Below are 14,287 nucleotides of genomic sequence, written 5' to 3'. Positions count from 1 at the left end.
TGCGGCCTCCGCGTTACCCCTTCGTTTTCTATTTTCTCCTGCAAAAACAACGCTTTGTCGGCTCGCTCCTGGGTCTCGGAACTGCGCTGCGTCGGGCCTTTCATATGCAAGTAGCCGGATCTGTATCGATTCAGCCACCGGCAGGTAATGAGAGCCCCACTAGAGCGACTTCCTTCCTAGCTATCCCGAGAGCGTCGAAATGACTTCAACTGATTCCAACAAGCCGTTAACCGAAGCGACCACTTTCATCAGTAAGTCCAAGTCTCGTGTTCGTGAAGGCCTGCCCTACCCATTGGGCGCCACCTGGGACGGCTCCGGCGTGAACTTCGCCATCTTTTCCGCCAACGCCACCAAGGTGGAACTGTGCCTGTTCGACGACGAGGGCAAGGAAGAGATCGAGCGCATCGAACTTCCGGAATTCACCAACGAGATCTGGCACGGCTACCTGCCCGACGCTCGCCCGGGCACCCTCTATGGCTACCGCGTGTATGGTCCGTACGAGCCGCAGAATGGCCATCGTTTCAACCACAACAAGCTGCTGATCGATCCCTATGCCAAGCAGATCGTCGGTGAGCTGGAGTGGAACGACGCCCTGTTCGGCTACACCATCGGCCACCCCGATGGCGACCTGTCCTTCGACGAGCGTGATAGCGCCCCCTTCATGCCGCGCTGCCGCGTCATCGATCCGGCCTTCACCTGGGGCAACACCACCCACCCGCGGGTGCCGCGCGACCGCACCGTGTTCTACGAGACCCACGTGCGTGGCTACACCATGCAGCACCCGGCGGTACCCGAAGGCGCCCGAGGCACCTTCTCGGGGCTGCAGGAAAGCGAAGTCATCGACTACATCAAGTCGCTCGGCATCACCTCCGTCGAACTGATGCCAATCCACTACTTCCTCGATGACAACCACCTGCTGGAAAAGGGGCTGAGAAACTTCTGGGGCTACAACACCCTGGCCTTCTTCGCTCCCCACTCGCGCTACATGGCCAGCCAGTCCATCGGCGAGTTCAAGGTGATGGTCGCGCGCATGCACAACGCCGGCCTCGAGGTGATCCTTGACGTGGTCTACAACCACACCGCCGAAGGCAACGAGATGGGCCCGACCCTCTCGCTCAAGGGCATCGACAATGCCAACTACTACCGCCTGATGCCCGATGATGCGCGCTACTACATCAACGACACCGGCACCGGCAACACCCTGAACATGAGCCACCCTTGCGTACTGCAGATGGTGACCGACTCGCTGCGCTACTGGGCTACCGAGATGGGGGTGGACGGCTTCCGCTTCGACCTGGCGACCATTCTCGGCCGCGAGCCGGATGGCTTCGACGAGGGCGGCGGCTTCCTGCACGCCTGCCGTCAGGATCCGATCCTGGCCGAAACCAAGCTCATCGCCGAACCCTGGGACTGTGGCCCCGGTGGCTACCAGGTGGGCAACTTCCCGCCCGGCTGGATGGAGTGGAACGACACCTTCCGCGACACCGCCCGTGCCTTCTGGAAGGGTGACGAAGACAAGATCGGCGACTTCGCGAAGATCTTCCTGGGCTCCGGCGACAAGTTCAACCGTCGCGGCCGCAAGCCCTACTCCTCCGTCAACTTCGTCACCGCCCACGATGGCTTCACCCTGGCCGACACCGTGTCGTACAACGACAAGCACAACGAGGCCAACGGCGAGGACAACAAGGACGGCCACTCCCACAACCTGTCGTGGAACTGTGGCGCCGAGGGCGAGACCGACGATGCGGAAATCATCGAGCTGCGCTATCGCCAGATGCGCAACCTGCTGGCCACCCTCTTCCTCTCCCAGGGCACGCCGATGCTGCTGGCTGGCGACGAGTTCGCCCGCACCCAGGGCGGCAACAACAACGCCTACTGCCAGGACAGCGAGATCGGCTGGGTCAACTGGGAGATCAGTGAGAAGAGCGCCGAGCTGCAGGAATACGTGCGCAACCTGATCGACCTGCGTCGACGCTACCCGCTGCTGCGTCGTAGCCGCTTCTTCACCGGCGCCTACAACGAGGAACTGGGCGTCAAGGACGTCACCTGGCTGCAGCCCGGCGGCACCGAGATGGGCGACGAGCAATGGCAGGACGGCAGCAACAAATGCATGGGCATCCTGCTCGACGGCCGGGCGCAACCGACCGGTATTCGTCGCAAAGGTGCGGATACCTCGCTGCTGATTCTGGTCAATGCTCATTATGACGTGGTGGATTTCACCCTGCCGGAGGTCCCCCAAGGCGAGCATTGGTCCCTGCAACTGGACACCAATCAGCCTGACCTCGACAGCGGCGACATCTTCCAATTCGGAGACACCTATCAGGTCACCGGACGCTCGGTATTGCTGTTCGAGCTGACCCAGACCAAGCGGAGGAAGCGCCAGGCATGACGAACGCGCAACAGGGTTTTTCGTTCAAGGTCCTGACCATCAACACGCACAAGGGCTTCACGTCCTTCAACCGCAAGTTCATCTTGCCGGAGTTGCGGGAAGCGGTGCGGACGGTATCAGCCGACATTGTCTTCCTCCAGGAGGTATTGGGTACCCACGAAAAACACCCGTTGCGCTTCGAGAACTGGCCGGCGGCGCCGCAGTACGAGTTCCTGGCCGATTCGATGTGGACCGACTTCGCCTACGGGCGCAATGCGGTCTACCCGGACGGCCATCACGGTAATGCGGTGCTGTCGAAGTTTCCCATCGTCAGCTACGACAACTTCGACATCTCCATCGCCGGGCCGGAAAAACGCGGGATGCTGCATTGCGTCCTGCGGGTTCCCGACCAGCAGGTCGACCTGCACGTGATCTGCGTGCACCTCGGGCTGCGGGAGAAACATCGGCAAATGCAGATGAAGCTGATCTGCGAGCACATCAATTCCCTGCCCAGCGACGCTCCCGTCGTGGTGGCGGGGGACTTCAACGACTGGCGGCAGAAGGCCAACGACATTCTCGGCCAGGGTGCCGGGCTCGAGGAGGTGTTCATGAAGACCGCCGGCCGCTTGCCCAGGACCTTCCCGGCCAAGCGCCCCCTGCTCTGCCTGGATCGCATCTACACGCGCAACGTCAGCGTCGGCCGGCCCCAGGTACTGGGCAACCAGCCGTGGTCGCATCTGTCCGACCATGCGCCCCTGGCTGCGGACTTCCACCTATGAACTTCGAATGGCGGGACGGAAACCGCATCGCCTTGCTGGAAAACGGCGAGGACTTCTTCCCACGCGTCTTCGAGGTGATCCGCGCCGCCGAGCGAGAGGTCATCATCGAGACCTTCATCCTGTTCTACGACAAGGTCGGCCAGGAGCTGCAGCGGGAACTGGTAGCGGCGGCCAAGCGCGGTGTCCGGGTGGACATCACCGTGGATGCCTACGGCTCGCCCGACCTGCCCCGGGAATTCCTCGACGAGATGGTCCAGGCCGGGGTGCGTTTCCGCTACTACGATCCGCGTCCCCTGGTCATGGGCATGAGGACCAACCTCTTCCGCCGCCTGCACCGCAAGATCGTGGTGGTGGACGGTCGCCTGGGCTTCATCGGCGGCATCAACTATTCCGCCGAGCACCTCGGCGATTTCGGGCCCGAGGCCAAGCAGGACTACGCCGTGGAAGTCGAGGGCCCCATCGTCGACGACATCCACAGGTTCGCTCGTGATGCCATCGACTCGCCCGAAGAAACGCACCGCTGGTGGGGCAAGCGTTCGCAGAAACCGGCCGACAACCGCAATCCCGGCAATGCCCAGGCGCTGCTGGTGTTCCGCGACAACGACGAGCACCGCGCCGATATCGAAAAGCACTACCTGGAGATGCTGCGCAACGCCAAGCGCGAGGTGGTGATCGCCAATGCCTATTTCTTCCCCGGCTATCGGCTGCTCAGGGAGATGCGCAATGCGGCGCAGCGCGGCGTCCGGGTGGTGCTGATCGTGCAGGGCGAGCCGGACATGGCCATCGTCAAGGTCGGCGCTCAGATGCTCTACAACTACTTGGTCAAAGCGGGCGTCGAGATCTACGAATATTGCCTGAGACCCCTGCACGGCAAGGTGGCGACCATGGACGAGCACTGGTCCACCGTGGGTTCGAGCAATCTCGACCCTCTGAGTCTTTCGCTCAATCTCGAATGCAACCTGATCTTCCACGACCATGCCTTCAACCGTGAATTGCGCGGTCGCCTGGAAACCCTGATCCAGAATCACTGCGAGCACGTCGACAGCAGCAAGGTGCCCAAGCGCACCTACTGGCACCTGGCCAAGACGATGCTGGTCTTCCACTTCCTGCGCCACTTCCCCGCCTGGGTCGGCTGGCTGCCCGGTCATACCCCCAAGATCGAACTGGTGAGTCCGCCGGTGCAGCCCGAGCTCGAAACCCAGGACCGGGTCGATTCCTCGATCTCAAGGTATCCGCAACGATGAGCAGCCACAGCGACACCCTGGACCACGCCGACGACGAGGCAGACCAGCAGGCCGCCGACAAGCCACAGAATGGCCGCTGGGTACTGGTCAAGAAGATCCTGACCTGGGTCTTCCTGATCGCCGTGGTGGTGCTCCTGGTGATCTATGCCCGCAAGGTCGACTGGGGTGAGGTCTGGAAGGTCTTCACCGGCTACAAGTGGACGACGCTGGCCATGGCCGGCGGCCTGGTGGTGCTGTCCTACATCATGTACGGCTGCTACGACCTCATCGGCCGCGCCTATTGCGGGCACAAGCTGGTCAAGCGCCAGGTGTTTCTGGTGTCCTTCATCTGCTATGCCTTCACCCTGACCCTGAGTACCTGGGTCGGCGGCATCGGCATGAGGTATCGCCTCTATTCGCGGCTGGGGCTGTCCAGCGGCACCATCACCCGGATCTTTTCCCTGAGCATCGCCACCAACTGGCTGGGTTACGTGCTGCTGGCGGGTGGGATCTTCGTCAGTGGCGTGGTGGACATGCCGCCCAACTGGTTCGTCGGCGACACTACCCTGCGCCTAATCGGCTTCGGCCTGCTGGCCTTCATCGTCTTCTACCTGGCGGTCTGCACCTTCGCCAAGCAGCGTGAGTGGACCGTGCGCAAGCAGCGCCTGGCCCTGCCCTCGCTGCGCATGGCCTGCCTGCAACTGCTGGTGTCTTCGGTCAACTGGATGGCCATGGCGGCCATCGTCTACCTCTTCCTCGGCCGCCAGGTGGACTACCTGCACGTGCTCGGCGTGCTGCTGCTGTCCAGCATCGCCATGGTCATCGTGCACATCCCTGCCGGGGTCGGCGTGCTGGAGACGGTGTTCATCGCCCTGTTGGCCAACGATGGCCTTTCCCACGGCAAGATCATCGCTGCCCTGCTCGGCTATCGGACGCTGTACTTCATCGTTCCACTGCTGATCGCGGCCGTGCTGTATTTCGCCTTGGAGAGCCGCGCCAAGAAGCTCAAGGTGAGCAACGACCGGCGCGAAGAACGCAAGAAAGGCGAACGCGAAGGCCACGCCGGCTGACCGGTTCCGCCGGTCAGCGATTGTTGGGCTGGTGCATCGAGATCAGCCGATAGAACAGCACCCGCCCACCTTCGCTAGTGGGCCCTTCCCCATCGCGCAGTCGCGCGCCCGCCTTGAAATAGAGGTGATGGCTGCTCCAGGCGTTGTCCAGTTGCAGGCCCAGGTCGCCGGTGCGGGAGCCGGACCCATGGGCACGCACGGTCAGGACGCCACTGCGCGCCAGCTTGATGTCGTAGCTGAAGCGGCTATTGAGGGGTAGGTGCTCCAGCAAGGTCACGTCCTTGGGGCTGTCGCTGGGGCTCTCCCTCAGTCGGGCGAGCAGCCGCCCCTGGGCTGTCTCGCCCTTTCCATCGGTCACGCTCTCGACCCGATAGACCAGTTGCAACAGCGCCTGGGACGCCGCCGGTACCTGGGCCTGGTCCTCAATCTGGCTGATGATGACCTCGGGTCGCGACGGGACCTGCTGCACCGCCACCTCGGCCTGCAGCAGGGCATCCGCCTCGCGGTATTTCCAAGCGTAGGAGCTGCCATCCGGGCGCGTCTCGCGCAGCTCGGTGGCCGGAAACTCTTCGGCAGGTTGCGGGGTACCGGTCACCGGCACCCAGAACGACAGCGAGCCGCCCTCGCCCCGTGACAGGTAGGGACTACGGAAGGCGTTGCTGTTCAGTTGGGCGGTCTGCACTTGGGCCGCGGGCTGGGGCACAGGTAGCGTCAGATTCCATTCGGCAAGGTCGATCATGGCGTTCTCGGTGACCGGCGGCCCGACAAGCATCGCCTAAAGAGGCGATGCTTGTCAGCGGTCGACAGCCGACCTGAGCCTCGCGGCTCAGTCCTGCGGCTTGAACACCAGCAAGCCGAGCGGCGGCAGGGTCAGGCTGAGGGACGCCGGCTGGCCATGGGCGGCGATTTCCTCGGCGGTCACTCCACCGCCATTGCCCATGTTCGAGCCGCCGTAGCGCTCGGCGTCGCTGTTGAAGATCTCCTGCCAGTGACCCAGCGCGGGCACGCCCAGGCGATAGCCCTGACGAGGCACCGGGGTGAAGTTGGCGACGACCAGCAGCGGCCGCTGCTGGGCATCCCGGCGCAACCAGGCGAAGACGCTGTTGCCGCTGTCGTCCCCCACCACCCAGTCGAACCCCTCGGGCAGGTGATCACGCTCGTGCAAGGCGGGTTCGTGGCGATACAGGCGGTTGAGGTCAGCCAGCAACTGCTGCACACCGCGGTGGGTGCCGTGCTCGAGCAGGAACCAGTCCAGCTCGCGGTCATGGCTCCATTCGCGCCACTGGCCGATCTCGCAGCCCATGAACAGCAGCTTCTTGCCGGGGTGGGTCCACATGAAGCTCAGGTAGTTGCGCAGGTTGGCGAACTTCTGCCACACGTCGCCCGGCATCTTCTCGATCAGCGAGCCCTTGCCGTGCACCACCTCGTCGTGGGAGATGGGCAGCACGAAGCGTTCGGACCAGGCGTACACCAGGCCGAAGGTCATCTGGTGATGATGGTACTGGCGATACACCGGGTCTTCTTCCACGTAGTGGAGGGTGTCGTTCATCCAGCCCATGTTCCACTTGAAGTCGAAGCCCAGGCCGCCTTCGCTGACCGGCGCACTGACACCCGGCCAGGAGGTGGATTCCTCGGCGATCACCAGGGCACCCGGCGCCTCTTCGTGGACCACCTCGTTGAGGTGACGCAGGAAGGCGATGGTCTCGAGGTTCTCGCGGCCGCCGTGGATGTTGGGGATCCACTCGCCGTGCTTGCGCGAATAGTCGCGGTAGAGCATGGAGGCGACGGCGTCGACGCGCAGGCCGTCGATGTGGAAGTGCTTCAGCCAGTGCATGGCCGAGGCCAGCATGAAGCCATGGACTTCGTGGCGCCCCAGGTTGTAGATGTAGGTGTTCCAGTCCTGGTGGAAGCCCTCGAAGGGGTGCTCGTATTCGTAGAGCGCGGTGCCGTCGAAACGCGCCAGGCCGTGTTCGTCGGTGGGAAAATGCGCCGGTACCCAGTCGAGGATCACGCCGATGTCGGCCTGGTGGCAGGCGTCGACGAAGGCAGCGAAGTCGGCCGGCGTGCCGAAGCGCGAAGTCGGCGCGAACTGCCCCAGCGGCTGGTAGCCCCAGGAGCCACTGAAGGGGTGCTCCATGATCGGCAGCAGCTCGATATGGGTGAAGCCCATCTCGTGAACGTAGGGAATCAGGCGCTCGGCCAGCTCGCGCCAGTTGTACAGCCGCCCCTCGTCGCCGCCTTCGCGGCGCCAGGAGCCGGCATGCAGCTCATAGACCGAAATGGGCGCTTCCACGCCCTGGCGCTCGCGGCGGCGGGCCATCCAATCCTGGTCGTGCCAGCTGAACGGCTTGTTGTCGGCCACCACCGAGGCGGTGCGCGGCGGCAACTCCGCCGCCAGAGCGATGGGGTCGGCCTTGAGCGGCAGCACGCCGTGCTGGCCGAGGATCTCGTACTTGTAGGAGGTCCCCACCGGCAGCCGCGGCACGAACAGTTCCCAGACACCGCTGTTGGCACGCAGGCGCATGGGCAGGCGACGTCCGTCCCAGGAGTTGAAATCGCCCACCACCGACACCCGCCGGGCATTGGGTGCCCAGACGGCGAAGCGCACACCCTCCACCCCGTCGACCTGGCAACGCTGGGCGCCGAAGGTCTCGCCCAGGTTGCGATGGCGGCCTTCGTTGAACAGGTAGAGATCGGTTTCCCCCAGCAGCAGGTCAAAGGAATAGGGATCCTCGGTTTCCTGCACGCCGCTGGGCCAGCGGATCACCAGCTTGTAGGGCGCGGCATAGTCCAGCCGCGCGATGAACAGGCCGGGCACCCGCCCGGGCTGCATCTGCGCCAGCGGCCGACCGCTGACGCGATCGACCAGCTCGACGCCCAGGGCGTTGGGCAGGAAGGCGCGGACGATCAGGCCGTCGCCGTCCGGGTGGGGACCGAGGATGGCGAAGGGATTACCGTGCTCGCCACGGGCCAGCGACTCGGCCTCGGCGGCGGATAGCCGGGCGTCGTCCAGCGGGGCGACTGAGGCTGGGGTGTGATCGGTCATGCGCGGGCTCCAGACAAGAGGGTCTCGACGATGGCAGCAACGCCACGTAGCGGGATGTTGATCCAGGTGGGTCGATTGGCAGCCTCATAGCCTATCTCATAGACCGCCTTCTCCAGGCTGTAGAGATCCAGCGCCGCCTGTTCGCCCCGCTCGCTCCACTGATGGCCGATACCGGCCGCGGCGGCGCGATAGGCTTCCAGGAAGGCGGCATAAGAGGAATTGCGGTAGGTCTCGGCCGCCTGAGCGCGCAGGCGCAGGTGCTCTTCCGAGGTATCCGCGCCGGCATTGCTGGACTGGGTGACCATGGCGGCCGCGTAGTCGAAGGAGCGCAGCACCCCGGCGACGTCCTTGTGCGGACCGTACTTGCCGCGGCGCTCGTCCAGGGACCGCGCCGGCTCACCCTCGAAGTCGATGAGGATGGCGTCGTCCTGGGCCACCAGTACCTGGCCCAGGTGCAGGTCGCCATGCACGCGGATACGCAGGCCACCCTCGACATCGGCAGCCAGGGCCTCGATGCGCTTGGCCAGGGCCGCGCGCTTGCCGACCAGGCCCTGCAGCAGGTCCTTGCCGGTGGCGTCGAGTTGGTCGCGCATCGCTTCCAGGGTATCCAGGGCACCGTCCACCTGCACGCGCACCCGATGCGCCAAGTCCTTGGCCGCCTGGGCGTCCACGGTTTCCGGGGCGAAGGCCGCATCCTCGGTGGGCTGGGCGAGCACAAGGTGCATCTCGCCCAGACGCTTGCCGAGCACCCCGGCAAAGGCCGCCAGGTCGCCCATGGCGGTGAACTCGTTCTCCACGTCGGAGATGCCGCCGCTGAGCAGATCGCGGGTAACGCGGTCCAGGGTGTCCAGGCTCCACTTCCAGGCGTCACCCTGGTTGTGGATATGCTCCTGCACCAGCATCAGCACATGGGGCGTGCCATCCGGCGCGATGCGCTGGGCCACGGCGTGGGTAGCGGCGATGTTGGCGAAGCCGGCCTGGGCCAGGTAGCGACCCATTTCCACTTCCGGATGGATACCCGCGGCCACCTTGCGGATGAGCTTGAGCATCAGGTGATCGCCGACGATCAGCGAGCTATTGGACTGCTCCACGCCGAGGTGCTTGATCTCGACGCTGGGATCCAGTGCCAGGTCCTCGGGATTGTCATAGACCTCGAAGCTCAGCTCACCCTCCGGCAAGGCGATCTTCGCCCCCTTGCGGAAGGCGTCGAACACCCCGTGCACGAAGCTGGTCAGGGCGAAGGCATCGGTGATCAGGCCCACGCGACGCACATGGCGGATGCGCGAGAGCGCCAGCTGAGTCGCCAGGGGGCTGCAATGCTGGTCTTCCTCGGCGAGGAAGCCCAGGGGCAGAGCATAGCGCTCCTCGCCCTTGGCGTTGGTCACCACCACCTCGGTGAACATCACCGGCAGCTTGGGCGTGTTGATCTGGGCGGCATAGTCCAGGCGTACGCCGGTGATGGCCTCGTCCTTGGAGCCGAACCAGCGGCGCTTGGGCAGGTAGACCGGCAGCACCTCTTCGAAGATGCGCCGCGGCTCGCCGTCCAGCAGTTCCTGCAGGTGGCGCTTGATGACCACCGTCTGGTAGTCGGGCATGGGCGCCGGCGGCTCGGTGTGCCAGGCGGGCATCTGCTCGTTGCCGGCCAGGAAGAACCAGTAGAAGCCATAGGGCGGCAGGGTCAGCATGTAGGGCAGCTGGCCGATGGGCGGGAAGGCACTGCCGCCGATCATCTCCACCGGCACCTGGCCGGCGAAGCTGGACAGGTCCAGTTCCACGGCCTGGGCGGCGCGCGATACGTTGGCCACGCAGAGAATGGTCTCGTGCTCGCCCTGGGCGTTAGTGAAGTCGCGCAGGTAGGCCAGGATGCGTCTGTTGGTGGGCGACAGCATCTTCAGGGTGCCGCGACCGAAGGCCTTCTGCTGCTTGCGCACGGCCAGCATGCGCCGGGTCCAGTTGAGCAGCGAATGCGGATCGCGCGACTGGGCCTCGACGTTGATCGCCTGGTAGCCATAGAGCGGATCCATGATCGACGGCAGCACCAGGCTGGCTGGGTCGGCGCGGGAGAAGCCACCATTGCGGTCGACCGACCACTGCATGGGGGTCCGCACGCCGTCACGGTCGCCCAGGTGGATGTTGTCGCCCATGCCGATCTCATCGCCGTAGTACAGCGTCGGGGTGCCGGGCATGGACAGCAGCAGGCTGTTGAGCAGCTCGATGCGGCGGCGGTCACGCTCCAGCAGCGGTGCCAGGCGGCGGCGGATGCCCAGGTTGATACGCGCCCGGCGATCCGAAGCGTAGTAGTTCCAGAGATAGTCCCGCTCGCGGTCGGTCACCATCTCCAGGGTCAGTTCGTCGTGGTTACGCAGGAAGATCGACCATTGGCAATTGGCCGGGATCTCCGGGGTCTGGCGCAGGATGTCGGTGATGGGGAAGCGGTCTTCCTGGGCGATGGCCATGTACATGCGCGGCATCAGCGGGAAGTGGAAGGCCATGTGGCATTCGTCGCCGTCGCCGAAGTACAGCTGGGTGTCTTCCGGCCACTGATTGGCCTCGGCCAGCAGCATGCGGTCGGGGTAGTTGGCGTCGATCTCGGCGCGGATCTGCTTGAGCACCACGTGGGTCTCGGGCAGGTTCTCGTTGTTGGTGCCGTCGCGCTCCACCAGGTAGGGAATGGCGTCCAGGCGCAGGCCATCGACGCCCATGTCCAGCCAGTACCTCATGATGGAGATGACCGCCTTCATCACCTGCGGGTTGTCGAAGTTAAGGTCCGGCTGGTGGGAATAGAAGCGGTGCCAGAAGTACTGGCCGGCCACCGGATCCCAGGTCCAGTTGGACTTCTCGGTATCTAGGAAGATGATGCGGGTGCCATCGTACTTCTGGTCGTCATCGGACCAGACGTAGAAGTTGCGCGCGGCCGAGCCCTTCTTGGCGCGCCGGGCGCGCTGGAACCAGGGGTGCTGGTCGGAGGTATGGTTGATGACCAGCTCGGTGATCACCCGCAGGCCGCGGGCATGGGCCTCGGCGATGAAACGCTTGGCATCGGCCATGGTGCCGTAGTCGGGGTGGATGCCACGGTATTCGGCGATGTCGTAGCCGTCGTCGCGCCGCGGTGACGGATAGAAGGGCAGCAGCCAGATGGTGTTGACGCCCAGGCTTGCGATGTAGTCCAGCTTGTCGATCAGGCCGGGAAAGTCACCGATGCCGTCGTTGTTGGAGTCGAAGAACGACTTCACGTGCACCTGGTAGATAACCGCGTCCTTGTACCACAGTGGATCGTCGATGAAGGCAGCGGGCTTGCGGGAACGAGCTTTATTGGGTTTTGCCATGTCGTCGGGTCCTTAACAGGGCGTCTGAATCGGAGACGTACACCGGTCGTCCATGCCGCCCGGTGGTAGTGACGGGGCCGCGCGGCGCGGCGAAAGGGACCTTTCCCTTCGCCCAGACGCGGCCCTTTTGCAGATAGCGTCAGTGAGCCCGCTGGATGCGCCAGATGCCGAAAGGCATCGCGGGTTCCAGGCGTGTCCACTGGGTCTTGCCATGCCAGGCCCAGCGATGCCCGGTCATCAGGTCCTCACCATGGGTGGTGGCGTGATCCTCAAGGCCGAGCTCCCACAGGGGTAGCTCGAAATGGCCTTCCTGGGCATTGAAGGGATCGAGATTGATCGCGATCAGGATGAAGTTGCCCAGGTCGTCGGTGCGCTTGCCGAAGTACAAAATCTGGTCGTTCCAGCAGTTGTAGAACTCCAGACCCAGATGGGTCTGCAGCGCCGGATTCTGGCGGCGAATACGGTTCAGCTGGGCGATCTCGCCCATGATATTGCCCGGCGCATAGAAGTCGCGCGGCCGCAGCTCGTACTTCTCCGAGTCCAGATACTCTTCCTTGCCGGGGGTGAGGGGCGCGCCCTCGCAAAGTTCGAAGCCGGCGTACATGCCCCAGAGGCCGGAGCCCATGGTGGCCAGCGCGGCGCGGATCAGGAAGCCGGGGCGGCCACTGGTCTGCAGGAAGGTCGGGTTGATGTCCGGCGTGTTGACGAAGAAATTCGGCCGGTAGCAATCGCGCAGCGGCGGCTCGTTGAGCTGGGTGAAGTACTCGGTCAACTCGGCCTTGGTGTTGCGCCAGGTGAAGTAGGTATAGCTCTGGCTGTAGCCCACCTTGCCCAGGCGCGCCATCATCGCCGGCTTGGTGAAGGCTTCGGCGAGGAACATGACATCGGCGTCGCGGCCACGGATATCGGCGATCAACCATTCCCAGAACGGCAACGGCTTGGTGTGGGGATTGTCGACGCGGAAGATCTTCACGCCCTGCTCCACCCAATGCCAGACCACGTCGCGCAGCGCCAGCCAGAGGTCCGGCACCGCGTCCTTGGCATAGAAGTCGACGTTGACGATGTCCTGGTACTTCTTCGGCGGGTTCTCGGCATAGCGCATGGAGCCATCCGGACGCCAGGAGAACCAGCCCGGGTGCTCCTTGAGCCAGGGATGGTCGGGCGAGCACTGGATGGCGAAGTCCAGGGCGATCTCCAGGCCATGGTCGGCCGCCGCCGCCACCAGGGCGCGGAAGTCTTCCAGGGTGCCCAGCTCGGGGTGCACGGCATCGTGGCCGCCGTCCGGACTGCCGATGGCATAGGGGCTGCCCGGTTGGTCAGCGCCGGCACCCAGGGTGTTGTTCTTGCCCTTGCGGTGGGCCAGGCCGATCGGGTGGATCGGCGGGAAGTAGAGTACGTCGAAGCCCATGTCACGCACGCGCGGCAATTCGCCGATCACGTTGCGGAAGGTCCCGTGACGCTGGGGATCCTCGGTGATGGAACGCGGGAAGAGTTCGTACCAGCTGGCGAATTCGGCGCGCAGCCGCTCGATGTCCAGCGGATACTCGATGCTGTGGGTCAGGTGCACATAGGCATCCGCTGGTGCCATGGCCTGGCTGGCCTCGGTCGCCAGCAGCACGGCGACCTTGTCGCCTTCGCTACCCGCCTGGTCCAGGCGCTGCAGCAGCGCCTCCAGCGGCCCGCGTTGCTCGCCCTCGGCGCGGGAGAGTGCCTGCTCGACGTGGATGCGGCCTTCCTGCAATTCCAGGTGCAGCGGCACACCCGCGGCGTACTTCTTCTCGATCTCGTACCTGTAGGTGCCCCAGACATCCCACCAGGCCTGGACCACGAATTCGTAGCGGCCCACCACCGGCGGCGTGAAGCGGCCGCGCCAGAGGTCGTTGGTCTCCAGCAGCAGCGGCACCTGTTGCCAGTTCTCTTCGCCCTCCTGGCGCCAGAGCACGGCGGCGGCCAACTTGTCGTGGCCATCAGCAAAGATCTTGGCGGTAACTTCGACAGCCCGGCCGGCGATGCCCTTGGCGGCGAACTGGCCATTGTCGACGGCCGGCGTCACCGCCTCGATGGCGATGCGCGGCGTCTGGGCAGCAGTGGCGGGATCGAGGGACAGCGTGGAAAAAGAACCGGGGAGATCGGTGTTCGACATCGAGCCTGACTCCATCTTGAGACGCGTGAAAGGCCGCATCGCTCGAGCGATACGACCTTGGTCATGAACCCGCCACTGCTTGGCGTACCACCGGCGTTGTGCAACTGCCCTTCGAGGAGAGCCACTTGGACCCGGAAGTCCGGCTTTCGGACCCTTGCGGATCACTGCAGCCTCACCGCCACCGGCGTCGCTCGTGCGGGTCTGTCTGAAAGAGTCTGAGCGCTGGCGCTGCGCAAAAGTTCAGCCGTTAGCCAAGCCACTAAGGTTCGCAAAAGCCATTATTAGTCATTTATTTTCAATGACTTGAACGATTTTTTTAAAGTCATTTAGAC

At 64.3% G+C, this 14,287-nt stretch carries 8 protein-coding genes; 4 read left to right on the top strand and 4 right to left on the bottom strand.

Features of this window, described 5'->3' with window-relative positions:
• The first annotated feature begins 199 nt into the window (after nucleotides 1-199).
• Genes glgX through ACYJP6_RS10080 form a run of 4 tightly spaced genes read left to right on the top strand, consistent with a single transcriptional unit; the run spans nucleotide 200 to nucleotide 5,440 of the window.
• A complete protein-coding gene (gene glgX, locus ACYJP6_RS10095; protein WP_459474856.1) occupies nucleotides 200-2,389 on the top strand; it encodes a glycogen debranching protein GlgX in 2,190 nt (729 codons plus the stop codon).
• Nucleotides 2,386-3,147 (top strand): endonuclease/exonuclease/phosphatase family protein, encoded by a 762-nt coding sequence (locus tag ACYJP6_RS10090; RefSeq protein ID WP_459474854.1) that lies wholly within the window; start codon nucleotides 2,386-2,388, stop codon nucleotides 3,145-3,147. The genes glgX and ACYJP6_RS10090 overlap by 4 nt, the downstream gene beginning before the upstream one ends.
• Entirely contained in the window at nucleotides 3,144-4,391 is a 1,248-nt protein-coding gene (clsB, locus tag ACYJP6_RS10085; protein ID WP_459474853.1) for a cardiolipin synthase ClsB, read from the top strand. Before ACYJP6_RS10090 ends, clsB begins: the two co-directional genes overlap by 4 nt.
• On the top strand, nucleotides 4,388-5,440 hold the full coding sequence (locus ACYJP6_RS10080) for a lysylphosphatidylglycerol synthase transmembrane domain-containing protein (protein WP_459474852.1): 1,053 nt from the start codon (nucleotides 4,388-4,390) through the stop codon (nucleotides 5,438-5,440). Before clsB ends, ACYJP6_RS10080 begins: the two co-directional genes overlap by 4 nt.
• Nucleotides 5,441-5,453: 13 nt before the next feature.
• On the opposite strand, the gene ACYJP6_RS10075 is transcribed toward ACYJP6_RS10080, so the two are convergent.
• From ACYJP6_RS10075 to ACYJP6_RS10060, 4 genes are all read right to left on the bottom strand, one after another.
• The gene (locus ACYJP6_RS10075) at nucleotides 5,454-6,179 is read right to left on the bottom strand and encodes a polysaccharide lyase family 7 protein (RefSeq protein ID WP_459474851.1); all 726 of its coding nucleotides are present in this window, start codon (nucleotides 6,177-6,179) and stop codon (nucleotides 5,454-5,456) included.
• A gap of 87 nt (nucleotides 6,180-6,266) precedes the next feature.
• On the bottom strand, nucleotides 6,267-8,486 hold the full coding sequence (gene glgB / locus ACYJP6_RS10070) for a 1,4-alpha-glucan branching protein GlgB (RefSeq protein ID WP_459474850.1): 2,220 nt from the start codon (nucleotides 8,484-8,486) through the stop codon (nucleotides 6,267-6,269).
• Nucleotides 8,483-11,812: a maltose alpha-D-glucosyltransferase gene (treS, locus tag ACYJP6_RS10065; protein WP_459474849.1), complete on the bottom strand. Its 3,330-nt coding sequence runs from the start codon at nucleotides 11,810-11,812 to the stop codon at nucleotides 8,483-8,485. The genes glgB and treS overlap by 4 nt, the downstream gene beginning before the upstream one ends.
• Before the next feature lie 139 nt (nucleotides 11,813-11,951).
• Entirely contained in the window at nucleotides 11,952-13,955 is a 2,004-nt protein-coding gene (locus ACYJP6_RS10060) for an alpha-1,4-glucan--maltose-1-phosphate maltosyltransferase (RefSeq protein WP_459474848.1), read from the bottom strand.
• Nucleotides 13,956-14,287: the final 332 nt, after the last annotated feature.

Source organism: Pseudomonas sp. No.117 (assembly GCF_054558395.1).
This window is presented reverse-complemented; position numbering and strand designations above follow the sequence as displayed.

Excerpts from the sequence above, each read along its gene's own strand:
- glgX (WP_459474856.1), top strand. The coding sequence starts at position 200 with ATGACTTCAACTGATTCCAACAAGCCGTTAACCGAAGCGACCACTTTC.
- ACYJP6_RS10090 (WP_459474854.1), top strand. The coding sequence starts at position 2,386 with ATGACGAACGCGCAACAGGGTTTTTCGTTCAAGGTCCTGACCATCAAC.
- clsB (WP_459474853.1), top strand. The coding sequence starts at position 3,144 with ATGAACTTCGAATGGCGGGACGGAAACCGCATCGCCTTGCTGGAAAAC.
- ACYJP6_RS10080 (WP_459474852.1), top strand. The coding sequence starts at position 4,388 with ATGAGCAGCCACAGCGACACCCTGGACCACGCCGACGACGAGGCAGAC.
- ACYJP6_RS10075 (WP_459474851.1), bottom strand. The coding sequence starts at position 6,179 with ATGATCGACCTTGCCGAATGGAATCTGACGCTACCTGTGCCCCAGCCC.
- glgB (WP_459474850.1), bottom strand. The coding sequence starts at position 8,486 with ATGACCGATCACACCCCAGCCTCAGTCGCCCCGCTGGACGACGCCCGG.
- treS (WP_459474849.1), bottom strand. The coding sequence starts at position 11,812 with ATGGCAAAACCCAATAAAGCTCGTTCCCGCAAGCCCGCTGCCTTCATC.
- ACYJP6_RS10060 (WP_459474848.1), bottom strand. The coding sequence starts at position 13,955 with ATGTCGAACACCGATCTCCCCGGTTCTTTTTCCACGCTGTCCCTCGAT.